This is a genomic window from Bradyrhizobium septentrionale, assembly GCF_011516645.4.
GTDB lineage: Bacteria > Pseudomonadota > Alphaproteobacteria > Rhizobiales > Xanthobacteraceae > Bradyrhizobium > Bradyrhizobium septentrionale.
The window spans coordinates 6,656,927-6,678,124 of record NZ_CP088285.1 but is presented as its reverse complement, the minus strand read 5'-3'; the positions used below and the strand labels follow the sequence as shown (position 1 = coordinate 6,678,124).

The window sequence follows — 21,198 nt, the reverse complement described above, 5'->3', positions numbered from 1 at the left end:
ACTCCTGTTCGCTGAATCCGATTGCCCGAGGTGCGCGGTCACTTCGCCGCAGCCGGCCACGGCGGAATCTCGCGCACCAGCCGGCCGACTTCGCGCCAGGCGTGGCCGAGGTGGTGATCGATATGAGCGACGATGCGTTCGGGATGACCGGCCTCGATCGCGGCAAGCACCGGCTCGTGGGTGCGCGCGATCTCGTGCGGATCGTCGTAGAGCCGACCGATCAGGCCGATCACCATGCGCAGTTCGGAGGCGAGATCGTCGAACAACCGCAACATGCGCTTGTTGCCGGCAATCTCGCAGATCAGGCGGTGAAAGCGATAGTCTTCCTCGACCTGCCGCGCCGGATCGTCGAGATCAGCCATCTCATGCAGCACATCGATCTGCCGGCGGAGCATGTCGCGGGTCTCCGGCGTCAGGTTACGGGCAGCCAGCACCGCGGCGTGTCGTTCGACGCAGAGACGCAGGTCGTAGATCTCGTCGATATCGTCGGCGGCAAACTGACGAACGAAGAAGCCACGGCGCGGATGGGCGACGAGCAGCCCCTGCTGCTCCAGCAATCGCGCGGCCTCGCGCACCGGAGCCCGGCTCACACCCAGCTCGCGGGCCACTCCCGCTTCGACGACCTTTGACCCCGGCGGCAGCCGCCCCTGGACAATGGCTTCGGTCAGCCGACGTGCGACCTGGCCGACCAAGTCGGTCTCATTGAGGGCCGGCAAGCCGACCGGAGGGGACATCGTGCGCATCAAAAGGGTCCGTTTTGACCCTTGTACATTATTTAATCGCCGATTGTCGACAGTTTAGACTTGATCAATTCTTAGATTGTCGACAGTTTAGTGGCGCGGGTATTGCAACGCAACAGAAACGGCCCGCGGACAGGGACTAGCCACAACGATGACGACGCATGTGCGGCCCGAGGCCGTGAAGGACCAGAACCAGCAATTCCGCATCGACCTCGCCGCGGCCTACCGGCTGATCCATCGGCTCGGGCTCGATGACAGCATCTACACGCACATCTCGGTGCGGCTGCCCGGCCGGCATGACCGCTTCTTGATCAATCCGTACGGCCTGCGCTTCGAGGAGGTCACGGCCTCCAATCTCGTCACGGTCGATCTCGACGGCGTCGTCATCGACGATCCGCTCGGGCTCGGCATCAATCCGGCCGGCTTCACCATCCACAGCGCGGTGCATGCGGCGCGGCCGGATGTCGCCTGCGTGCTACACACCCACACCGTGGCCGGCGTCGCGGTGTCCTGCCAAAAGCAGGGCCTGTTGCCGCTCAATCAATGGTCGATGCAGTTCACCGGCTGCCTCGCCTATCACGACTATGAGGGCATCGCGCTCGATCTCGACGAGCGTCAGCGCCTGATCGCCGACCTCGGCGACAAGTTCGTGATGGTGTTGCGCAATCACGGCATGCTGACCTGCGGCCGCTCGGTCGCCGAGGCGTTCAAGCTGATGCACAATCTCGAGCGCTCCTGCCGCGCGCAGCTCGCGATCCAGTCCGCGGGCGCCGAGATCGCGCCGCTGCCGGATGCGGTCGCGCACAAGACCGCCGGTCAGTACGCAACATTCTACGACAGCATCGAGACGAAAGGCGTGCCCGACACCGAGTGGGCGGCCTTCAAGCGCATGCTGGAGCGCACCGATCCCGATTTCGCGAATTAATCGTCGGCCCATTACCCGGAGCCGCGGCCGGGCGAAACGCACAACAAGAGAGATTGCACATGTTGAAACGAGTATTGCTGAGCCTTCTGGTCGCGAGTGCCCTGAGCACCGCGGCGTTTGCCCAGGAGCCGAAATCCGGCGGCGTGGTCAACGCGGTGATCCAGCCGGAGCCACCGGGCCTGATGGTTGGGCTGGTGCAGAACGGCCCGACGCAAATGGTCGCCGGCAACATCTATGAAGGCCTGCTGCGCTACTCGCCGAAGCTCGAGCCGCTGCCCGGTCTCGCCGAAAGCTGGAGCGTCAGCGAGGACGGCAAGATCTATACGTTCAAGCTGCGCAAGGGCGTCACCTGGCATGACGGCAAGCCGTTCACCTCGGCCGACGTTGCGTTCTCGATCGATTTCCTCAAGCAGACCCATCCGCGCGCCCGCGGCAACCTTGCCCAGCTCGACAAGGTCGAGACGCCCGACGACTCCACCGTTGTATTCACGCTGAAACAGCCGTTCGGTCCGTTCCTCGGCATCTTCGAGGTCGGCTCGCTGCCGATGATCCCCAAGCACATCTACGAAGGCACCGACTACAAGACCAATCCGGCCAACAACACGCCAATCGGGACCGGCCCCTTCATGTTCAAGGAATGGCAGAAGGGCTCGTTCATTCGCCTGGTCAAGAACCCGAGCTACTACATCAAGGGCAAGCCCTATCTCGACGAGATCTACTGGCACGTGATCCCCGACGCCGCCGCGCGCGCGGTGGCGTTCGAGACCGGCAAGATCGACATCCTTCCGGGCGGCTCGGTCGAGAATTTCGACGTGCCGCGCCTGTCCAAGCTGAAGAATGTCTGCGTCACCGGCGCCGGTTGGGAATTCTTCAGCCCGCATTCCTGGCTGTGGCTCAACAACCGGCAGGGCCCGACCGCGAACAAGAAATTCCGCCAGGCGCTGATGTATGCGATCGACCGCAACTTCGCCAAGGACGTGATCTGGAACGGTCTCGCCAAGGTCGCGACCGGCCCGTCGGCGTCAACCATCAAATACTACACCGACAAGGTGACCACCTATGACTACGATCCGGCCAAGGCGAAAGCACTGCTGAAGGAGGCCGGCTACAATGGCGAGAAGGTCCGCCTGCTGCCGCTGCCCTATGGCGAAACCTGGCAGCGCTGGGCCGAGGCCGTGAAGCAGAACCTGCAGGATGTCGGCATCAATGCCGAGATGATCGCAACCGACGTCCCCGGCTGGAACCAGAAGGTCTCGGACTGGGATTACGACATCGCCTTCACCTATCTCTATCAGTATGGCGATCCCGCGCTCGGCGTCGGCCGCAACTATGTCTCGAGCCAGATTGCCAAGGGCTCGCCGTTCAACAATGTCGAGGGTTACTCGAACCCCGAGATCGACCAGCTGTTCGCCGACGGCGCCACCGCCTTCCCGGACTCCAAGCGCGAGGAGATCTATCTCAAGGCGCAGAAGATCCTGACCGACGACGTGCCGGTGGCCTGGCAGCTCGAGCTTCAGTTCCCGACCATCACCCGCTGCAACGTCAAGAACCTGGTCACGACCGCGATCGGCGTCAACGACGGTTTCCGCGACGCCTGGCTCGACAAATAGGGCTCATCACCGGGCCGCGGCGTGCACAAGGCGCCGTGGCCCCATTCTGTTCCTTTCCCGAACGCAACCGAAGTCACCGATGCTCGCATTCATAGCCCAGAGACTTGCCAAGGCCGTTGTCGTCCTGCTCGCGATCGTCGTCCTCAACTTCATGCTGATCCGGATGGCGCCGGGCGATCCGGCGATGGTGATGGCAGGCGAGGCCGGCGCCAGCGACAAGATCTTCGTCACGCAATTGCGCGAGAAATTCGGGCTCGACCAGCCACTGCCGGTCCAGCTCTATCGCTACGTCAAGGGCATCGTGACGCTCGACCTCGGCTTCTCGTTCCGCCAGCAGATGCCGGTCGCCAGGCTGATCGCCGAACGGCTGCCGGCGACGCTGCTGCTGACCGTCACGGCCTTCGTGATTTCGTTGCTGCTCGGCGTTCTGTTCGGCACGCTGGCCGCGCGCTTTGCCGGCACCTGGGCCGATACCGCGATCACGATACTGGCGCTGATCTTCTATGCCACGCCACTGTTCTGGGTCGCGCTGATGGCGATCCTCTTGTTCTCGGTCGCGATGGATTGGCTGCCGAGCTTCGGTTACGAGACCGTGGGCGCCAATTATACCGGCCTCGCCCATGTGCTCGACGTCGGCGCGCATCTCATCCTGCCGGCGACGACGATGGGCCTGTTCTTCATGGCGACCTATGCCCGGATGACCCGCGCCTCGATGCTGGAGGTGAAGCGGCATGATTTCGTCAAAACCGCGCGCGCCAAGGGCCTGCGTGACGCCGTGATCCAGCGACGCCACGTGCTGCGCAACGCGCTGCTGCCCGTGGTGACGCTGGCCGGCCTGCAGGCGGGCACGCTGGTCGGCGGCGCCGTGCTGACCGAGACCGTGTTCGCCTGGCCCGGCATCGGCCGCCTGATGTACGAGGCGCTGCTGCAGCGCGACTACAACCTCCTTCTCGGCGTGTTCGTAGTCTGCTCGGCGATGGTGCTCGCGTTCAACCTGATCACCGACCTGATCTACCGCGCGGTCGACCCGCGCATCGAGTTCGCCTCATGAGCAAGTCCTGGCGAATGATGCTGCGCAACCCCGGCGGCGTGATCGGCCTCGTGATCCTGCTGCTTGCGATCGCGATCGCGGTGTTCGGCCCGCTGCTGTTCCCGACATCGCCCTGGCGCATGGTGCAGCGGCCTTTCGTGCCGCCGTTCACGGTATCCGGCCTGCCGCTCGGCACCGACGCGCTCGGCCGCGACGTGCTCGCCGGCATCATCTATGGCGCCCGCGTCTCGCTGCTGGTCGGCCTGGTCTCGACCATGGCGGCGCTCGCGGTCGGCATACCGGTCGGCGCGCTCGCCGGCTATTTCGGCGGCAGGATCGGCGACGCCCTGATGCGCTTCACCGAGTTCTTCCAGACCGTGCCGAGCTTTGCGCTCGCGATCGTGCTGGTCGCGATCCTGCAGCCCTCGATCGTCTCGATCGTGCTGGCGATCGCGATCGTGAGCTGGCCGCCGGTGGCGCGGCTCGTCCGCGGCGAGGTGCTGTCGCTGCGCACCCGCGAATATGTCCAGGCCGCTGTCGTCACCGGGCAGTCGCACAGCTGGATCATCTGGCGCGAAATCCTGCCGAACGCGCTGTCGCCCGTGATCGTGCTGGCCTCACTGATGGTCGCGACCGCGATCCTGCTGGAATCCTCGCTCTCCTTCCTCGGCCTCGGCGATCCCAATCTGATGTCCTGGGGCTACATGGTCGGCGCCGGCCGCACCGTGATCCGCCAGGCCTGGTGGATCACGCTGTTTCCCGGCATCGCGATCCTGCTCTCGGTCCTGGCGCTGAACCTGATCGGCGAAGGCCTCAACGACGCGCTCAATCCGCGCCTCAGCAAGGAAGGGCGCTAACCCATGCCTGCCGCACCCGTCGTCTCGATCAAGAACCTCAAGCTTGCGCTGCCGCCCGGCTCCGACCGCCCCTACGCCGTCGATGGCGTCTCGTTCGACCTGACGCCCGGCAAGATCCTCTGCGTGGTGGGCGAGTCCGGCTCCGGCAAATCGATGTGCGCGCACGCGCTGCTGGGCCTGCTGCCCGACACCATCGCCCGCGAGGCCGGCGAGATCGCCTATGACGGCCGGAACCTGCTCACGCTCGACGACACCGGCTGGCTCGCGCTGCGCGGACGCCACATCGCCATGGTGTTTCAGGAGCCGATGACGGCGCTCAATCCGTTGATGCGGATCGGCGAGCAGATCGCCGAGATGTTCGAGGCCCACAATTTGCTGACGCCGAAGCAGCGGAAGCAGAAGGCGCTGCAGCTGCTGCGCGAGGTCGGCCTGCCCGATCCCGAGCGCTCGATGCGCGCCTATCCGCATCAACTCTCCGGCGGCCAGCGCCAGCGGGCCATGATCGCGATGGCGCTCGCGCTGGAGCCGGCCGTGCTGGTCGCCGACGAGCCGACCACGGCGCTCGACGTCACCACGCAGGCACAGATCCTCGAGCTGATCCGCGACCTGCAGCGCCGCCGCAACATGGCCGTCATGTTCATCACCCACGATTTCGGCGTCGTCGCCGACATCGCCGACCGCGTGGTCGTGCTTCAGCACGGCAAGGTGGTCGAACAGGGCGCGGCCGACGACGTGCTGCAGCGTCCGCAGCATTCCTACACCCGTGCGCTGCTGGCGGCTGTTCCCTCGATGCAGCCGCCACAGCGCGCGCCGCTCACCGGCCGCGCCAGGGCGGTCGAAATCGTCGGCCTCGACAAGACCTATGTCAGCGGCGGCGGCTGGTTCCAGCCGGAACGCCGCGTCGCGGCTGCGAGGCAGGTCAATTTCGATATCCTGCAGGGCGAGACCGTCGGCCTGGTCGGCGAATCCGGCTCCGGCAAATCCTCCGTCGCCCGGCTCGTGATGCGCCTGATCGAACCTGATCGCGGCACTGTCCGCCTCGGCGAAACCGATTTCACCCGCATCGCCGGCCGTGCCCTGCGCCGGGAGCGCAGCCGGATCCAGATGATCTTCCAGGATCCGTTCGCGTCGCTCAATCCGCGCCGCAAGGTCGGCCACATCATTGCCGATGGGCCGATCGCCCATGGCACCGATCCCGCGGTCGCGCGCCAGCGCGCCGCCGAACTGCTCGGCCTCGTCGGCCTCAACGCCAATGCGATGGACCGCTACCCGCACGAATTCTCCGGCGGCCAGCGCCAGCGCATCGGCATTGCCCGCGCGCTTGCGCTCGAGCCGGAAATCATCGTCGCCGACGAAGCGGTCTCGGCGCTCGACGTCTCGGTGCAGGCGCAGGTGCTGAACCTGCTGGAAGACCTCAAGGCGCGGCTGGGCTTGTCGATGCTGTTCATCACGCACGATCTGCGGGTGGCGGCGCAAATCTGCGACCGGATCGCGGTGATGCAGCGCGGCGCCATTGTCGAGCTGAAGCCGACGGCAACGCTGTTCTCGGCGCCGGAGCACGCCTACACCCGTGAACTGCTCGCCGCAGTACCCGGCCAGATTCCGTCATCGCGGGCGGCCTGATCGATGCGTTGCGTTCTCGTCAGCAAGACCCTCGACCTGCGCAGCTACATTGGCGCGGCGTTGGCGCGCACGGCGCCTCGCATCGAAGTCGTGGACCATACGGCGGACGCGCCGGCCCAGGATGTCCGGCTGGCGCTGGCCTGGCATCCGCCCCACGATGCGTTCGAACATTACCCGAACCTGGAAGCGGTGTGCTCGATCGCGGCCGGCGTCGACAATATCATCGCCTGCCCCAGCCTGCGCTCCGGCGTCGAGGTGGTGCGCGTGGTCGATCCCGGGCAGGCGCAGTTGATGTCGGGCTTCATCGCCTGGCACGTGATCGGACATCAGCGCGGCTTTGCTGCCTTTCGCGCCCAGCAGCGCGATCGGATCTGGCAACGCCGCGACCAACGCCGCGCGCAGGACGTCTCGGTGGGGATACTCGGCAATGGCGAGATCGGCCAGCGCGTCGCCGCCGACCTCGTGCATCTCGGCTTCCCTGTGATGTCGTGGAGCCGCACGGCCAAGGCGATCTCGTCATCGAGCCGCAGCTTTCACGGGCCGGCGGGCCTCGCCGCCATGCTCGCCGAGACCGAGGTGCTGGTGAACCTGCTGCCGCTGACGGCGGAGACGCGCGGCATCCTCAACGGCGAGCTTTTTGCGCAAATGCGCCGCGGCGGCTATTTGATCCAGGTCGGCCGCGGCGAGCATCTGGTGGAAGACGACCTGCTCGCGGCGATCGAGCGCGGCCATTTGTCCGGTGCAGCGCTCGATGTGTTCACCGCCGAACCGCTGGCCCAGGCACACCCGTTCTGGCACCATCCACAGATCGCCATCACGCCGCATGATGCCAGCGACGTCAGCGTCCATGCCGTCGCGACCACGCTGGCGGCAACGGCCGATGCTGTCAGCGCCGGACGGCGCCCGCCGCACGCCATCGACCGTGCGCGCGGTTATTGATTGCGGGACAGGAAACGTCAGGTGCCAAATTCCCCATCGACCGTCGCCGCCGCGCACCCGCTCGACGGGCTGCGCGCCGCCTCGCCGATCCCGGAGACGCGCGCGCAGGCGCTGGCCGAGGAATATTACGGCCTGCCCGCGGCAGTGCGTCGGCTCGACAGCGAACGCGACCAGAATTTCAGGCTGCACACCCCCGACGGGCGCGACTATGTGCTGAAGATCGCCAATCCCGCGGAAGACCGCGCCGTCACCAATCTGCAGACTGAGGCGCTGCGTCATGCTGCCGCTGGAGATTCGGCGCTGCCGATCCCACGGGTTTTCCCTGCGCTGAATGGCGCGGTTGAGCTCGAAGTCACGTTCGACGACGGTTCGACCCGCGTGGTGCGCCTGTTGTCCTTCCTTGCCGGCACGCCGATGCACCAGGTGACGCCGTCGACCGCCTTGCGCCGCGAGGCCGGCCATTGGGCGGCGCGCCTCGCCCGGGCCTTGCGCGACTTCCGCCACCCCGGCGCCGGCCACAAGCTGTTGTGGGACATCCAGCACGCGGCCGAATTGCGCCCGCTGCTCGACAGCGTTCCGATTGCACAGCGCGACGTCGTGGAGCGCTTCCTCGACGGCTTCGAGACCCACGCCCAGCCAGTCTTGTCCCGGCTCCCGGCGCAGCCGGTGCACAACGACCTCAACCCGCACAACATCGTCGTCGTCCCGACCGATCACGAACGCATCGCCGGCATCATCGATTTCGGCGACCTCACCTCCACGGCCCGGATCAACGACCTTGCAATCGCATGCGCCTACCAGGTCGCCGACAGCGACGATGCGCTGGCCCCGGCCTGCGAGCTGATCGCGGGCTATCACGCCGTGATGCCCCTCGCACCGGATGAGCGCGTGGTGCTATTCGACCTGATCGCGACGCGCATGGTGATGACGGTCGTGATCAGCAACCTCAGGGCGGCTCGCTATCCGGAGAACCGGGAGTATATTCTGCGCAACAACAAGGCGGCTTCGGCACGGCTTGGGCGGATCGCTCGTCTTTCGCGCGACCAGGCCAGACAACAGATCGAACGCGCCTGCCAGGGAGAGTAAAGCGATGCCGGTGGAGAATGCCTCGACGCAAGACCTGATCGCGCGGCGCAATCGCCTGCTCGGCCCGGCCTACCGGCTGTTCTACGAACAGCCCGTGCAAATCGTCCGCGGCGACGGCGTCTGGCTGTACGATCAGGCCGGCGACCGCTATCTCGACGCCTACAACAACGTCGCCTGCGTCGGGCACTGCCATCCGCGCGTGGTCGAGGCGATCGCGCGGCAGGCGGCAGAGCTCAACACGCACACCCGCTATCTGCACGAGTCCATCCTCAACTACGCGGAACGGCTGCTCGCCACCTTCCCGGCCGAGATCGGCCATGTGATGTTCACTTGCACTGGCAGCGAGGCCAACGACCTCGCGCTGCGCGTGGCGCGGACTTGCACCGGCGGCACCGGCGTCATCGTGACCAGGACCTCCTATCACGGCGTCACCGGCGCGCTGGCCGAATTGTCGCCCTCGCTCGGCCTGCCGGAGCCGACCGCTGCTCATGTCCGCCTCGTGCCGGCGCCGCAGTCTGCCGGAGATGCGACCGGCGAGATTTTTGCCGGCCATGTACGCGCCGCGTTCGACGACATGAAACGCAGCGGGATTCGCCCGGCCGCGCTCCTGGTCGACACCATCTTCTCGAGCGACGGCGTGTTCGCCGATCCGCCCGGCTTTCTGGCGCCGGCCGTGGAAGCGGCGCGCGCCGCAGGAGCGTTGTTCATTGCCGACGAGGTGCAGCCCGGTTTCGGCCGCTGCGGTGAGAGCCTGTGGGGCTTTGCCCGTCATGGCGTCATTCCCGACATGGTCACGATGGGCAAGCCGATGGGCAACGGCCACCCCGTTGCCGCGATGGCCGCGCGCCCGGCGCTGCTCAGGGAATTCGGCGCACGTTCGCGCTACTTCAACACCTTTGGCGGCAATCCCGTCTCCGCAGCCGCAGCGACCGCCGTGCTCGACATTATCGAACAGGAAGGCCTGGTCGAGAACGCGAAGCGCACCGGCGCTTATCTGCGCGAGAAGCTTGATGCGTTGCGCTCCCGGCATGATTTGGTCGCGGAGGTTCGCGGCGCCGGGCTGTTCCTCGGTGTTGAGCTTCGCCGCAATGGTGCGCCCGCGGGCAAGGAGGCAGCGGCGCTCGTCAACGCGCTGCGCGCGCGGCACGTGCTGATCAGCGCCGCCGGTCCCGGCGCCAATGTGTTGAAGATCCGCCCGCCGCTGGTGTTCGGAACCGAACATGCCGACCTGCTGGTCGAAACGCTGAATCAAGCGCTCCTGCAGATCTCGCCGGCTTGACACGACTGTGCCGTGCCGACCTACGATTTCGCTTTCGCCTTCTTCGCCACGATCTGCTGAAGGGCCCAGCGCGCGTTCTTTCTGACATCGGGATCGGGATCGTCGGCAACGATCGCCAGGAACGCCTCGCCATCGGGATGAGCGATCTCGCCCAACGCCGCGGCAGCTTCCTTGCGCAGGTTGGCCTGCTCGTGGTTGACGCAATAGCCTATGGGGCGCACCGCGCCCTCGATCTTCATCTTGCCGAGGCTGCGAACCGCCTTGAGCCGCACCTGCCAAAACCCGTCCGCAAGCGACGCGATCAGCTGATCCGCCGCCAGCGCACCGTTGGCGTTGAGCCCGAGCGTTTCGGCCGCCATCTCGCGCACCATCCAGTCCTCGTCCTTGAGCGCACGCGTGATCGTCTCCGCCGCCGGCCTCATCTGCGAGAAAGCGAGCGCGCTCACCGCCGCGCGCCGCACATGGGCGTCAGGGTCGTGGATCAGCGCGGTCAGCGCCGGAATGGACTCCTCGAGCTTCAGGAAGCCGATGACGCCGATCGCCTGCACACGCACGGCGGCGTCCTGGTCTTGCAACGCCTCCAGCGCCGGCTTCAGCGTGTCCTTGCGGCGTAGCTCCTTCAGCGCGCGCAATGCGCCCATGCGGACGAACGCATGGGCATGTTTGACCAGCGGCAGGATGACGTCCGCGCAGGCGGGATCCTTGAACTCCGCCATGCTGTCGGCTGCCGCCGACGCCACGACGCTCTCGGGGTCGACGAGCAATTTCGCCAGGGCATCAGCCGCGTCCGGCCCATCGAACTCTCCAAGCGCCATCGCGACCTGCTGGCGCACACCGGCATCAGGATCGGACACCATCCTGGCAAGATGGCCGACCGCGGCGGAATCGCCGGAATGACCGAGCGCGATGATGGCGACGCGGCGTTCGGCGGGGTCTGCGGCCTGCAGCCGCTCGTCGGCGTCCTCGAGATCGTCGTAGGATTCGAACGGGCTCGACATGTTCACCTCAGCAGATAGGGGATATTGACGGTGACGGCGCCGGTCGGGCAATCCGCCTCGCACGGCATGCAGTACCAGCACTCGTCATAGGCCATGTAGGCCTTGCCTGTCATGTCGCTGATCCGCAAGACATCGAGCGGGCAGACGTCGACGCACACCGTGCAGCCCTTGTCCGCGATGCATTTGGCGTCGTCGACCACCACCGGGACCGACGTCTGATAGGAAGCGAGAGGCATCGTCCAATCTCCTGTTGTTGTGCCGCGAAAGCGTTCTCGAGCGAAGTGGATACCGGTTCGCGCGAAGAAAACGCGTCAAACAAGAATCACGCGCTGGCGCGGATGCGTTGCTTGTCGTAGAGGTCCTTCTCGTCGTCGGCGATCGGCACGATATAGGGTTCCACGGCGCGCTTCGTGCTCGTCATCCTGCCGTCCTGCTTGGACAGCAGCGTGTGGCAGAACCAGTTCTCGTTGTCCTTCTCCGGAAAATCCGTGCGCCAATGATAGAGGCCCCAGCGGCTTTCTTCGCGGAACAGCGAGGCGTGAGCCGCCATGTCGGCGCAATCCATGATCGACTGCACCTCGAGCGCACGGAGCAGTTCGTGCGCGTTCCGCGCGATCATGCGCGTTTCCATGTCCTCGCGGACCTCGGCGAGACGGCGCATACCGAGTTCGTACTTGCGGGTGACCTTCGGAGGCTGGAGATAGTCGTTCACCAGGCGGCGGGTCTTGTACTCGATCTGGTTCGGCGGAATGCCGTCCTCACGCTTGGTCGGCGCCAGGATGCGCTCCCGCTCAAGGGCGACAGAAGCGGGGTCAAATTCCGCGAGATCGTGGCTCTCGGCGAACTCCATCGCGTCGGTGCCGGCAACGGAGCCGTTGGTGAAGGCGCCCAGCATGTAATTGTGCGGCACGCTCGCCATGTCGCCCGCGGCGTAAAGGCCCGGCACGGTGGTGCGCGCGTTGTCGTCGACGAATACGCCGGACGCACTGTGGCCGGAGCAGAGGCCGATCTCGGAGATGTGCATCTCGATCGAGTCGGTGCGATAATCGACCCCCCGCCCCTGCTGGAACAGGCCGCGCGTCGGCCGCTCCACCTTGTGCAGTGTCGACTCGATCTCCTCGATCGTCTTCTCGTGGAGGTGCTTGAGCTGGAGGAAGACCGGGCCCTTGCCCGAGAGCAGTTCATTGTAGAATTCGAGCATCATCTGGCCCGACCAGTAGTCGCATTCGATGAAGCGTGAGCCTTCGTTGTTCGCGGTATAGGCGCCGAAAGGGCCAGCCACATAGGCGCAGGCCGGACCGTTGTAGTCCTTGATCAACGGATTGATCTGGTAGCACTCGAGGTTCGCGAGCGCAGCGCCGGCATGATAGGCCATGGCATAGCCGTCGCCGGAATTGGCGGCGTTTTCGTAGGTCCCGAACATGTAGCCCGAGGTCGGAAGTCCTAGCCGGCCGGCGGCGCCCATGCACAGGATCACGGCCTTCGCCTTGATCACCAGCAATTCGGCGGTACGCGTATTGACGCTGATCACACCGGCCACGCGGCCATCGGCGGACTTCAGCAACCGCGTCGCCATATAGCGGTTTGAGATCAGGATGCGGGCGCGGCGCAGCTGGCGATACAGCGCCTTCTTCACGGTCTCGCCATTCGGCATCGGGAGCACGTAGGTCCCGATATGGTGCACCTTCTTGACGGCGAAGTCGCCGTTCTCGTTCTTCAGAAAGCGGATGCCGAAACTGTCGAGCTCCTCGATGATCTTGTAGCAGTTCTGGGCGTATTTATAGACCGCCTTCTGATCGACGATACCGTCGTTGGCGATCGTGATCTCCTTGGTGTACTGCTCGGGCGTTGCATAGCCCGGAATGACGGCGTTGTTGAGCCCGTCCATGCCCATCGAGATCGCGCCGGAACGCTTGACGTTGGCCTTTTCAAGCAGCACGACATCGGCCTTCGGATTTTTGAGCTTGGCCTTGAGCGCCGCCATCGGTCCGGCCGTGCCGCCACCGATCACCAGCACATCACAGGAAACCTCCGAAAGTCCGTCGACGATCTGATCTAGTGCCATTGTCTGTCCCTGTTTCGCCGGCGCGACCGGCGCCTTTACATGAGCTTTGCCCGGGTGGTCCCACGGCGATAGCAATTAGTTGTCGCCGGAGAGCGATTTGCCCTTCACCGCTCCACGAAGGCCTTCTCGATCACGAAATGACCCGGCTGACTGTGGTTGCCCTCGACAAAGCCACGCGCCGTGAACAGCTCGCGGAGCTCTTCGAGCATCGCAGGGCTGCCGCAGAGCATGATGCGGTCGGACTCGCGGTCGAGAGCGGGCTGCCCGATGTCGTCGAAGAGCTGGTTGGAAGTGATCAGGTCGGTGATGCGGCCGCGGTTCCTGAAGGGCTCACGGGTGACGGTCGGGTAATAGATCAGCTTGTCCTTGATCAGTGGACCGAGGAATTCGTGGTTGCACAGGCTCTCGACGAGGTGCTCTCCATAAGCCAGCTCCGAAACCTGGCGGCAGCCATGGGCGAGCACGATGGTCTCGTAGCTCTCATAGACATCCGGGTCCTTGATCAAGCTCGCGAACGGTGCGAGCCCCGTGCCGGTCGACAGCAGCAGGAGCCGCTTGCCCGGGATGAGATTGCCGGCGATCAGCGTTCCCGTCGCCTTGCGGCCGACCAGGATGATGTCGCCCTCCCTGATCCTCTGCAGCCGCGAGGTCAGAGGACCATCCGGCACCTTGATGCTGAAGAACTCGAGCGCCTCCTCGTGATTGGCGCTCGCCAGACTGTAGGCGCGCATCAAGGGGCGGCCATCGACCTCGAGCCCGATCATGGCGAACTGGCCGTTCTGGAAGCGAAAGCCGGCATCGCGCGTCGCCGTGAAGCTGAACAGGGATTCGGTCCAGTGCCTGACCGAGAGGACCGTTTCCTTCTGAAAAGCGCTCACGCTCGTCTCTCCATGCTTGCTCGATGCGGGACCAAGGTTTCGGAGAGAGGCGGATCCGGCAACGGCGAACTGCCGTTCCCGGTCGATTAGTTTCACATTTTGCGTGCGATGACCGCCAGGCAGGCACCCGCGTCTGCGAGGACCGCGACGTCACGCCGGATCCGGCAATTAGTTGCTATTGCGTCCGTAGCTTCGGTGTCAGGAAAGACGGTGGAGGATCGTCATGACCATGACCGCATTGGTGGCGCCGACCGTGACCGGCTACGAGGCCAGCGCCGATCTCGCGACACTCCTCGTGCGCACTGCGCGCGATGATGAGGTGACGCTCAGCGCGGAGCAGCTTCGCCTCGCCTGCAAATGCGCCCACTGCACCCGCGCCCGCTTTGACGGCCGCTTCCCCGAACAATTTCCCGGCATCGCGATCACCGGGATCGGCGATTTGGGCTACGGGCTCAACATCTCGTTCTCCGACGGGCACAATCGCGGAATCTACCCAAAAATTTATCTGTTGAGCCTGGCAGGACACTAACCGATCTTCCCTTCTATCCGGGGCCCCGACGGGCGAACCCCTATTCCATATATCCCTCGTTTTCAGTGATGAACTTTCCGGGCCGGCACACTTGGTGCAGTCTCGACATGACGCTGGCCTCAACGGCCGGCCGTCCCCCACTTGCCAACCCGCTCTGGCACGGACATTGCTCCTCTTTAGAACGGTTTGAACGGTTCGGAGGCGGCTCGATGTTGCTACAGGCGGCCAGTGCGGCTCGCGGGACCATTCCCGTCACGGTTCGGCCTGCGGGCGGGTCCTCGCTGCTGTTGACCGAGAACCAGCAATGGATCGGCGGGCCGCCGCCGCTGATGGACAAGCTCACGTCGCGCGAACGGGAACTGGTCTTGAAGCAGGGGCGTCGCAAGGTGCTCAATCGCGGCCAGACGCTGTTCAGCCAAGGTGCCAGACACGACGGCATCTGGCTGGTCGAGAGCGGCCGTATCCGCGTCTTCTACATCTCGCCGCTGGGGCGCGAGATCACGCTCGCCTACTGGCACGTCGGCAATTTCGTCGGCGGGCCCGAGGTGTTCGAAGGCACCGTTCATCAATGGTCGGGCGTCGCCTCCAGCAATTGCAGCGTCGTACACCTGCCCGGAAAGGAGCTGCGCGCGCTGGCGGCGGAGATCCCGAACCTTGCGATCGGCCTGATCGAAGGCCTCACCTTCAAGGGCAAATGCTACTCCGCGCTCGCCCAGATGCTGGGAACGCGGTCGATCACCCAGCGCCTGGCGCATCTGTTGCTGCAGCTCGTCGAGCTCTACGGCGTGCAGGACGCCGACGGCACCGTGATTGCGGCGGCATTCACCCATGCGGACATCGCCCACATGGTCGGCGCCACAAGGCAATGGGTGACGATCAGCCTGAAGCGCATGCAGGAGAAGGGAATCGTCCTGACCAAACGTTCGCAGATCGTGGTCTGCCGGTCCGAGGTCCTGGAGGAGATGCGGGGCCAGGCGTCCGATTGACACCGATGCTGCACATGCAATTGGCTTTCACCGGCAAAACTGCACAAGGAGTAAGCAACCGGCATTTCCCGGCAACTAATCGACAGCGGCGATAAATCCGGATTTGCCGTGCCCGCCTCCCCATCCAATCATGGCAACCACAGCACATCCAACCGAAAGAGGATGAGAATGGTCCGCCATCTTCCCACGTTCTCGCTAGTGGTGTCGGTGACGTCGCTGGCGCTATTTCTGGCGCAGCCGGCTTCGGCGGAAACCGTCACGCTCGGCATCGGAACGCAGGACACGACGACCAACACCGTCACGGCCGGCGTCGTCATCCGGCAGCTGCATCTCCTCGAAAAGTATCTGCCGAAAGACGGCAAATACGCCAACATCAAGTTCGAGCTGGAGTGGCAGAATTTCACGTCCGGCCCGCCTGTCACCAATGCGATGATGGCGAACAAGCTTCAGATCGGCATGATGGGCGACTATCCGCTGATCGTGAACGGCTTCACCTTCGAGAGCAACCCCGAGAGCAAGAGCCGCCTGATCGGCGTTGCCGCCTACAGCCTCTCCGGCTCCGGCAATGGCATCGTCGTTCACAAGGACTCACCCTACTACGATCTCGCCGATCTCAAGGGCAAGCTCGTCAGCGTTCCCTTTGGCTCCGCCGCGCATGGCATGGTGCTGAAGGCAATGCAGGACCGCGGCTATGCACCGGATTTCTTCCAGCTCGTCAGCCAGAGCCCCGAGGTTGGTTCGACCAATCTCCAGGAGAAGAAGATCGACGCCCACGCCGACTTCGTCCCCTTCGCCGAGCTGCTTCCTTTCCGCGGCTTCGCGCGAAAGATTTTCGACGGCGTCGAGACCAACCTGCCGACCTTCCACGGTATCGTGGTTCGCACCGATTTCGCGGAAAAATATCCGGAAGTCGTCGTCGCCTACATGAAGGCCGTGATCGCCGCCAATCAGTGGCTGCGTGACGATCCCAAGCGCGCCGCCGAGAAGATCCAGGAATGGACCGGGATCAGCAAGGAGGTCGTCTATATCTTCCTGGGCCCGGGTGGCAACATGACCACCGATCCCACGATCAAACCGGCGCTGATCGATGCGGCCACGGCCGACGTCAAGGTGCTGCAAAATCTCGGCCGCATGAAGGAATTCGCCCCGAAGAAATGGGTCGACGACAGCTACATCCGCAAGGCCTATGCCGAGATGAAGCTCGACTACGACGCCCAGCTTTCGAGCACGAAGAACTACGAGATTTCCGGCGAGGATACGTTCTGCAAGAAGCCGATCTCCGATCCGCGCAAGGCCGGCGAGGTCTGGGTCGACGGGATCGGCATCCTGCCGTTTGCATCCGCGGCGTGCACGCTCGGCGCCTATGCCGATTACAAGGCGAAAGGCAAGAAAATCAACGTCGCCTATGTCTTCGACACCACCCGCGGCATCAAGCTGTTCGCGGACCAGGCCTTTTTCGCAGTGGGTAACGGGGACGTGGTGCCCTTCCTGCTCAAGAAGGACGCCGAGGCCTATGCCGCAACGATCGGCGGCAAGGTGCTCGGCTTCGATGATGCACTGAAGGCGGCGATCGGCGGAGGCAAGACGTGAGCACTCCCGCCCTCCTCAGACAGCCCGAGGACAACGGGCCAGCAGTGCCTGCGATCCAGGAGACGACCTCCCCGCCCACCGCGGCCCCGTCCGCCTCCTTCGGCGCGCTGGCGGCGCGCTGGTACCGGCTCAACCAGGACCGGTTGCGCGCAACCGCAATCGGTATCGTCTCGCTGGCCGCATTTCTCCTGGTCTGGCACCTGCTCACGACCTACCGTGTGGTGTTCTTCGTGCGCTTCACCAACGTGCCCTCGCCGCTTGCGGTCTATGCGAGCTTCACCAAGGCGATCCACGACCCCAAGTTCCTCGTGCACATCCTGCTGAGCTGCCGGCGCATCTTCATCGGCTTCTCGCTCGCGGCCATCGTCGGTGTGCCGCTTGGCCTCATCATGGGCCGCTTCAAGCTGATCCATGAGGTGATCTTTCCCGTGGCGGAGGTGCTACGGCCAATTCCGGCGATCGCGTGGGTCCCGATGGCGATCATGTTGTGGCCGACCAACGAACAGAGCATCGTCTTCATCACCTTCCTCGGCTCGTTCTTCCCGATCCTGGTCAACACACTGCACGGCATGTCGCTCGTCGATCCCGTACTCGTGCGGGCGGCGCAATGTCTCGGGGCGCGCGAGCGCTCGATCTTCCGCGAGGTGTATTTCCCGGCATCGCTGCCGCACATCTTTACCGGCCTTACGATCGGTATGGGCGTGGCCTGGGTATCGTTGATCGCAGCCGAGATGATCTCGGGTCAGTACGGCATCGGCTACTTCACCTGGGAAGCCTATTCGTTGGTCCAGTATGCCGACATCGCACTCGGCATGATCGCGATTGGCGTCCTCGGCCTCGGGTCGAGCCTGTTGATCCGCGGCACGGGACACCTTGTGATGCCATGGAGATCAAAATGAGCGAGATCGCGACCGGCTCGCCGAAGGGGCATATCGAGGTCAAGAACTTCTCGCTGAGCTATGAGACCATCGATGGGGCTGTCCAGGCCGTTACCGACACCTACATCCATGTGAAGCCGGGCGAGTTCGTGTCGATCGTCGGACCTTCGGGCTGCGGCAAGTCCACGTTCCTGAATGCGGTGGCGGGCTTTCTCAAGCCCACCACGGGCACTATCACGGTCGACGGCGAGCGCGTGAGCGGCCCCAGCGCCGAGCGCGGCATGGTGTTCCAGCAATACTCGCTGTTCCCCTGGAAGACGGTGCGGGAAAACGTCGAGTTCGGCCTGAAGATGCGCGGCATGCCGCGCTCGCAGCGCGAGCGCGCCGCGCGCACCCTGCTCGGCCTCTCCGGGCTCGAGGCCTTCGAAAAGCACTATCCGGAAAAGCTCTCCGGCGGCATGAAGCAGCGCGTCGGCATCGTGCGCGCGCTCGCCACGGGCCCGAAGGTGCTGCTGCTCGATGAACCCTTCGGCGCGCTCGACGCGCAGACCCGCGTCATCATGCAGCAGATCCTCACTAACATGTGGCAGCGGCTGAAGATTTCGGTGCTGTTCGTCACGCACGACATTGATGAGGCAATCTTCCTTTCCGATCGCGTCTACTGCATGACCGCCCGCCCCGGTTCGATCAAGGCCGAAATCCCGATTCCACTGGAGCGGCCGCGCCAGCAGTCAATGATGATGTCCTCGGAATTCCTGGCCCTGCGCCGTGGACTGATGTCACTGATCCGCGAGGAGAGCCTGAAGGCCATGGGCGGCGAGATCAATGATCTCGGCATGCAGGGCCTGAACATCGAACTGCACGGCCATTCGCTAGCCGAGATACTTTAAGCGCGAACATCCCCTGCCGACCTTCGAAGCTCCACCGGATGCGCATCCCCTCCTAGATCGAACTCTCAAACGCCATCCGCTGCGCCGGCGTCAAATGCAGGCCGTGCTTGGTGCGCCGATCCAGGAAGTCGGCGGACCTTCTCGCCCACTCCTTCTCGCGAAGATACACCGCTTCGCATTCATAGAAGTCACCGCCGAAATGGCGGCCCAGATCGCTTGAGATGCGAGCCGAACCCAGGAGCTCACGCGCGCGCGTCCCATAAAGGCGCGCATAGTGCTGAATGAGCTTCCGCGGCAGATCGGGATAGTCGCGCGCCAGCCCATTTGAGAAATCATCGAAGCTGCCGCCGATATCGCCGCCCGGCAGCGGCCGATCCGCGGTCCAGGCCGACGACATCCTGGGAAACCACGGCACGAGCCGCTGCAGCGCCTGCTCCGCCAGCCGGCGGTAGGTCGTGATCTTGCCGCCAAAGATCGAGAGCAGCGGCGGCGCGCCCTCGGCGCCGTGAATCTCGAACACATAGTCGCGCGTCACGGCCGACGGATTGTCGGCATTGTCGTCATAGAGCGGCCGGACTCCGGAGAAGGCGTGCACGATCTCGCCCGGTTGCGGCGGCGTCCGGAAATAGCGGCGCAGCACCTGCAACAGATAATCGGTCTCGTCCTGGTCGATCGCGACGTCCTCGGCGCGCTCCTGATAGGGAATGTCGGTGGTGCCGATCAGCGCCAGATCGCCCTCATAGGGGTTGACGAAGATCACCCGGCGATCGCTGTTTTGCAGCAGATAGGCCTGCGGCCCATTCCAGAATTTCGGCACCACGATGTGGCTGCCCTTGACCAGCCGGACGCTCTGGGCGGAGTTCAGTCCCGCCACGCCCTGGATGACGTCCTGAACCCATGGTCCGGCGGCGTTGACCAGCGCGCGGGATCGTACGACCTGCGTCGTGCCGCCATCGCTCTGCATCTCGAGCAGCCAGACATCGCCTTCCCGGCGCGCACGCACCGCCCGCGTGCGCGGCAGGATGCAGGCGCCGTTCTGCGCCGCATCGATCAGATTGAGGATCACCAGCCGGGCGTCGTCGACCCAGCAGTCGGAATATTCAAAGCCTTGGCGGAATTCCTCTTGCAGCGGCGCGCCCTCCGGGGCCCGCGACAGATCCAGGCTGCGGCTCGCCGGCAGCTGCTTGCGGCCGCCGAGATGGTCGTAGAGCAACAGCCCGGTGCGGACCAGCCAGGCCGGTCGCTGCTCCGGCGAATGCGGCAGCACGAAGCGCATCGGCCAGATGATGTGGGGCGCGGAGGCGAGCAGCACCTCGCGCTCGATCAATGCCTCGCGCACCAGGCGGAACTCGTAATATTCGAGATAGCGCAGCCCGCCATGGATCAGCTTGCCCGAGCGCGACGAGGTGCCCTCGGCGAAATCGTCCTTCTCGCAGAGCAGGACCTTCAGCCCGCGGCCGGCGGCGTCGCGGGCGATGCCGGCGCCGTTGATGCCGCCACCAACGATTGCGAGATCGACCAGTCCGTAGTCCCCGCCGGCGACCGGCGCAGTCCCTGTCATCGCCTGCCGCTACGCCGCTTCTCGGCGCGACGCGGCGCGGCCTTTGCCGTCGCGCGGGCCTTCGGCTTTGGCGCCTGCAAGCCATAGGTGGAGAACCCCTTCGCGGTGTCGGCAATCTCCTCGTCGCTCAGGATCACGCGCGATTCGAGCGCGAGCGAGAGGTAGTACTGCCGCGCGATGGTCTCGAGCTCGACCGCGAGCCACATCGCCTTGTCGAGATTGGCGCCGAGCGCGATCATGCCGTGGTTGGCGAGCAGGCAGCCATTGCGGCCTTCCAGCGCCGCGATCGCATGGTCCGACAACTCCTTGGTGCCGTAGCGCGCATAGCCGGCGCAGCGGATGTCGGTGCCGCCGAACGCCGCCATCATGTAGTGGCAGGCCGGGATCGGCTTGCGCGCGATCGCGAGCACGGTCGCGTAGGTCGAGTGGGTATGGACGATGGCGCCGACATCGGGCCGGGCGCGCGTGATGTCGAGATGGAAGCGCCATTCGGTGGACGGCTGCAGCGGCCCTTCCCACGCGCCATAGTCGCCTTCGAGCGGCATCGACGCGATCATGTCCGGCTTCATCGAATCATAGGGGGTCGCCGACGGCGTGATCAGCATCCGGTCCTTGTAGCGGGCGGAGATGTTGCCAGATGTCCCCTGGTTGAGACCCGACGCGTTCATCCATCGACACTTGGCAATGATCGCCTCGCGCAATTGTCGTTCCTCACGGGTCATACGGACTGCCTT

The 21,198-nt window shown here is 64.7% G+C and carries 20 protein-coding genes; 13 read left to right on the top strand and 7 right to left on the bottom strand.

Annotation, left to right across the window (positions count from 1 at the left end; translation table 11 throughout):
- Positions 1-38: 38 nt before the first annotated feature.
- Positions 39-743: a GntR family transcriptional regulator gene (locus HAP48_RS33370; RefSeq protein ID WP_029078443.1), complete on the bottom strand. Its 705-nt coding sequence runs from the start codon at positions 741-743 to the stop codon at positions 39-41.
- Between the two features lie 148 nt (positions 744-891).
- Between HAP48_RS33370 and HAP48_RS33365 the strand changes: the two genes are divergently transcribed.
- From HAP48_RS33365 to HAP48_RS33330, 8 genes are all read left to right on the top strand, one after another.
- Positions 892-1,665 carry a class II aldolase/adducin family protein gene (locus HAP48_RS33365; protein ID WP_166204095.1) on the top strand — a complete coding sequence of 258 codons (774 nt, stop codon included), beginning with the start codon at positions 892-894 and terminating at the stop codon, positions 1,663-1,665.
- 59 nt (positions 1,666-1,724) lie between these two features.
- Entirely contained in the window at positions 1,725-3,275 is a 1,551-nt protein-coding gene (locus HAP48_RS33360) for an ABC transporter substrate-binding protein (protein ID WP_166204094.1), read from the top strand.
- Between the two features lie 79 nt (positions 3,276-3,354).
- A complete protein-coding gene (locus HAP48_RS33355) occupies positions 3,355-4,326 on the top strand; it encodes an ABC transporter permease (RefSeq protein ID WP_166204093.1) in 972 nt (323 codons plus the stop codon).
- Positions 4,323-5,162: an ABC transporter permease gene (locus tag HAP48_RS33350; RefSeq protein WP_166204092.1), complete on the top strand. Its 840-nt coding sequence runs from the start codon at positions 4,323-4,325 to the stop codon at positions 5,160-5,162. The genes HAP48_RS33355 and HAP48_RS33350 overlap by 4 nt, the downstream gene beginning before the upstream one ends.
- A 3-nt stretch (positions 5,163-5,165) precedes the next feature.
- Entirely contained in the window at positions 5,166-6,785 is a 1,620-nt protein-coding gene (locus tag HAP48_RS33345; protein ID WP_166204091.1) for an ABC transporter ATP-binding protein, read from the top strand.
- 3 nt (positions 6,786-6,788) lie between these two features.
- Positions 6,789-7,724 carry a 2-hydroxyacid dehydrogenase gene (locus tag HAP48_RS33340; RefSeq protein WP_166204090.1) on the top strand — a complete coding sequence of 312 codons (936 nt, stop codon included), beginning with the start codon at positions 6,789-6,791 and terminating at the stop codon, positions 7,722-7,724.
- A gap of 21 nt (positions 7,725-7,745) precedes the next feature.
- Positions 7,746-8,810: a phosphotransferase gene (locus tag HAP48_RS33335; protein ID WP_210292713.1), complete on the top strand. Its 1,065-nt coding sequence runs from the start codon at positions 7,746-7,748 to the stop codon at positions 8,808-8,810.
- Positions 8,811-8,814: 4 nt separating this feature from the next.
- Complete coding sequence (locus HAP48_RS33330; RefSeq protein ID WP_166204089.1) at positions 8,815-10,089, top strand: aspartate aminotransferase family protein; 1,275 nt, start codon at positions 8,815-8,817, stop codon at positions 10,087-10,089.
- 20 nt (positions 10,090-10,109) lie between these two features.
- Here the strand turns inward: HAP48_RS33330 and HAP48_RS33325 are convergent, their stop codons facing one another.
- From HAP48_RS33325 to HAP48_RS33310, 4 genes are all read right to left on the bottom strand, one after another.
- Positions 10,110-11,087 carry a HEAT repeat domain-containing protein gene (locus HAP48_RS33325; RefSeq protein ID WP_166204088.1) on the bottom strand — a complete coding sequence of 326 codons (978 nt, stop codon included), beginning with the start codon at positions 11,085-11,087 and terminating at the stop codon, positions 10,110-10,112.
- Positions 11,088-11,089: 2 nt separating this feature from the next.
- Complete coding sequence (locus tag HAP48_RS33320) at positions 11,090-11,323, bottom strand: 4Fe-4S dicluster domain-containing protein (protein ID WP_008141081.1); 234 nt, start codon at positions 11,321-11,323, stop codon at positions 11,090-11,092.
- 86 nt (positions 11,324-11,409) lie between these two features.
- The gene (locus HAP48_RS33315; protein ID WP_166204087.1) at positions 11,410-13,152 is read right to left on the bottom strand and encodes a fumarate reductase/succinate dehydrogenase flavoprotein subunit; all 1,743 of its coding nucleotides are present in this window, start codon (positions 13,150-13,152) and stop codon (positions 11,410-11,412) included.
- A 104-nt stretch (positions 13,153-13,256) separates the two neighbouring features.
- Positions 13,257-14,030: a ferredoxin--NADP reductase gene (locus HAP48_RS33310; protein ID WP_166204086.1), complete on the bottom strand. Its 774-nt coding sequence runs from the start codon at positions 14,028-14,030 to the stop codon at positions 13,257-13,259.
- 223 nt (positions 14,031-14,253) lie between these two features.
- On the opposite strand from HAP48_RS33310, the gene HAP48_RS33305 reads away from it, so the two are divergent.
- From HAP48_RS33305 to HAP48_RS33285, 5 genes are all read left to right on the top strand, one after another.
- Entirely contained in the window at positions 14,254-14,559 is a 306-nt protein-coding gene (locus HAP48_RS33305) for a gamma-butyrobetaine hydroxylase-like domain-containing protein (protein WP_166204085.1), read from the top strand.
- Between the two features lie 209 nt (positions 14,560-14,768).
- Positions 14,769-15,545: a Crp/Fnr family transcriptional regulator gene (locus tag HAP48_RS33300; protein ID WP_166204084.1), complete on the top strand. Its 777-nt coding sequence runs from the start codon at positions 14,769-14,771 to the stop codon at positions 15,543-15,545.
- Between the two features lie 168 nt (positions 15,546-15,713).
- Entirely contained in the window at positions 15,714-17,135 is a 1,422-nt protein-coding gene (locus HAP48_RS33295) for an ABC transporter substrate-binding protein (protein WP_166204083.1), read from the top strand.
- A complete protein-coding gene (locus HAP48_RS33290; RefSeq protein ID WP_175612248.1) occupies positions 17,132-18,034 on the top strand; it encodes an ABC transporter permease in 903 nt (300 codons plus the stop codon). The genes HAP48_RS33295 and HAP48_RS33290 overlap by 4 nt, the downstream gene beginning before the upstream one ends.
- On the top strand, positions 18,019-18,903 hold the full coding sequence (locus tag HAP48_RS33285) for an ABC transporter ATP-binding protein (protein ID WP_420869830.1): 885 nt from the start codon (positions 18,019-18,021) through the stop codon (positions 18,901-18,903). Before HAP48_RS33290 ends, HAP48_RS33285 begins: the two co-directional genes overlap by 16 nt.
- A gap of 52 nt (positions 18,904-18,955) precedes the next feature.
- Here the strand turns inward: HAP48_RS33285 and HAP48_RS33280 are convergent, their stop codons facing one another.
- Entirely contained in the window at positions 18,956-20,464 is a 1,509-nt protein-coding gene (locus HAP48_RS33280; protein ID WP_166204081.1) for a glycerol-3-phosphate dehydrogenase, read from the bottom strand.
- On the bottom strand, positions 20,461-21,186 hold the full coding sequence (locus HAP48_RS33275) for a class II aldolase/adducin family protein (RefSeq protein ID WP_166204080.1): 726 nt from the start codon (positions 21,184-21,186) through the stop codon (positions 20,461-20,463). Before HAP48_RS33275 ends, HAP48_RS33280 begins: the two co-directional genes overlap by 4 nt.
- Positions 21,187-21,198 lie beyond the last annotated feature (12 nt).

Bases quoted from the DNA above. Each gene is read 5' to 3' on its own strand.
- HAP48_RS33275 (WP_166204080.1), bottom strand. From the start codon at position 21,186: ATGACCCGTGAGGAACGACAATTGCGCGAGGCGATCATTGCCAAGTGT.
- HAP48_RS33365 (WP_166204095.1), top strand. From the start codon at position 892: ATGACGACGCATGTGCGGCCCGAGGCCGTGAAGGACCAGAACCAGCAA.
- HAP48_RS33305 (WP_166204085.1), top strand. From the start codon at position 14,254: ATGACCATGACCGCATTGGTGGCGCCGACCGTGACCGGCTACGAGGCC.
- HAP48_RS33285 (WP_420869830.1), top strand. From the start codon at position 18,019: ATGGAGATCAAAATGAGCGAGATCGCGACCGGCTCGCCGAAGGGGCAT.
- HAP48_RS33320 (WP_008141081.1), bottom strand. From the start codon at position 11,323: ATGCCTCTCGCTTCCTATCAGACGTCGGTCCCGGTGGTGGTCGACGAC.
- HAP48_RS33300 (WP_166204084.1), top strand. From the start codon at position 14,769: ATGTTGCTACAGGCGGCCAGTGCGGCTCGCGGGACCATTCCCGTCACG.
- HAP48_RS33370 (WP_029078443.1), bottom strand. From the start codon at position 743: ATGCGCACGATGTCCCCTCCGGTCGGCTTGCCGGCCCTCAATGAGACC.
- HAP48_RS33340 (WP_166204090.1), top strand. From the start codon at position 6,789: ATGCGTTGCGTTCTCGTCAGCAAGACCCTCGACCTGCGCAGCTACATT.
- HAP48_RS33295 (WP_166204083.1), top strand. From the start codon at position 15,714: ATGGTCCGCCATCTTCCCACGTTCTCGCTAGTGGTGTCGGTGACGTCG.
- HAP48_RS33360 (WP_166204094.1), top strand. From the start codon at position 1,725: ATGTTGAAACGAGTATTGCTGAGCCTTCTGGTCGCGAGTGCCCTGAGC.
- HAP48_RS33315 (WP_166204087.1), bottom strand. From the start codon at position 13,152: ATGGCACTAGATCAGATCGTCGACGGACTTTCGGAGGTTTCCTGTGAT.
- HAP48_RS33355 (WP_166204093.1), top strand. From the start codon at position 3,355: ATGCTCGCATTCATAGCCCAGAGACTTGCCAAGGCCGTTGTCGTCCTG.
- HAP48_RS33350 (WP_166204092.1), top strand. From the start codon at position 4,323: ATGAGCAAGTCCTGGCGAATGATGCTGCGCAACCCCGGCGGCGTGATC.
- HAP48_RS33280 (WP_166204081.1), bottom strand. From the start codon at position 20,464: ATGACAGGGACTGCGCCGGTCGCCGGCGGGGACTACGGACTGGTCGAT.
- HAP48_RS33325 (WP_166204088.1), bottom strand. From the start codon at position 11,087: ATGTCGAGCCCGTTCGAATCCTACGACGATCTCGAGGACGCCGACGAG.
- HAP48_RS33330 (WP_166204089.1), top strand. From the start codon at position 8,815: ATGCCGGTGGAGAATGCCTCGACGCAAGACCTGATCGCGCGGCGCAAT.
- HAP48_RS33345 (WP_166204091.1), top strand. From the start codon at position 5,166: ATGCCTGCCGCACCCGTCGTCTCGATCAAGAACCTCAAGCTTGCGCTG.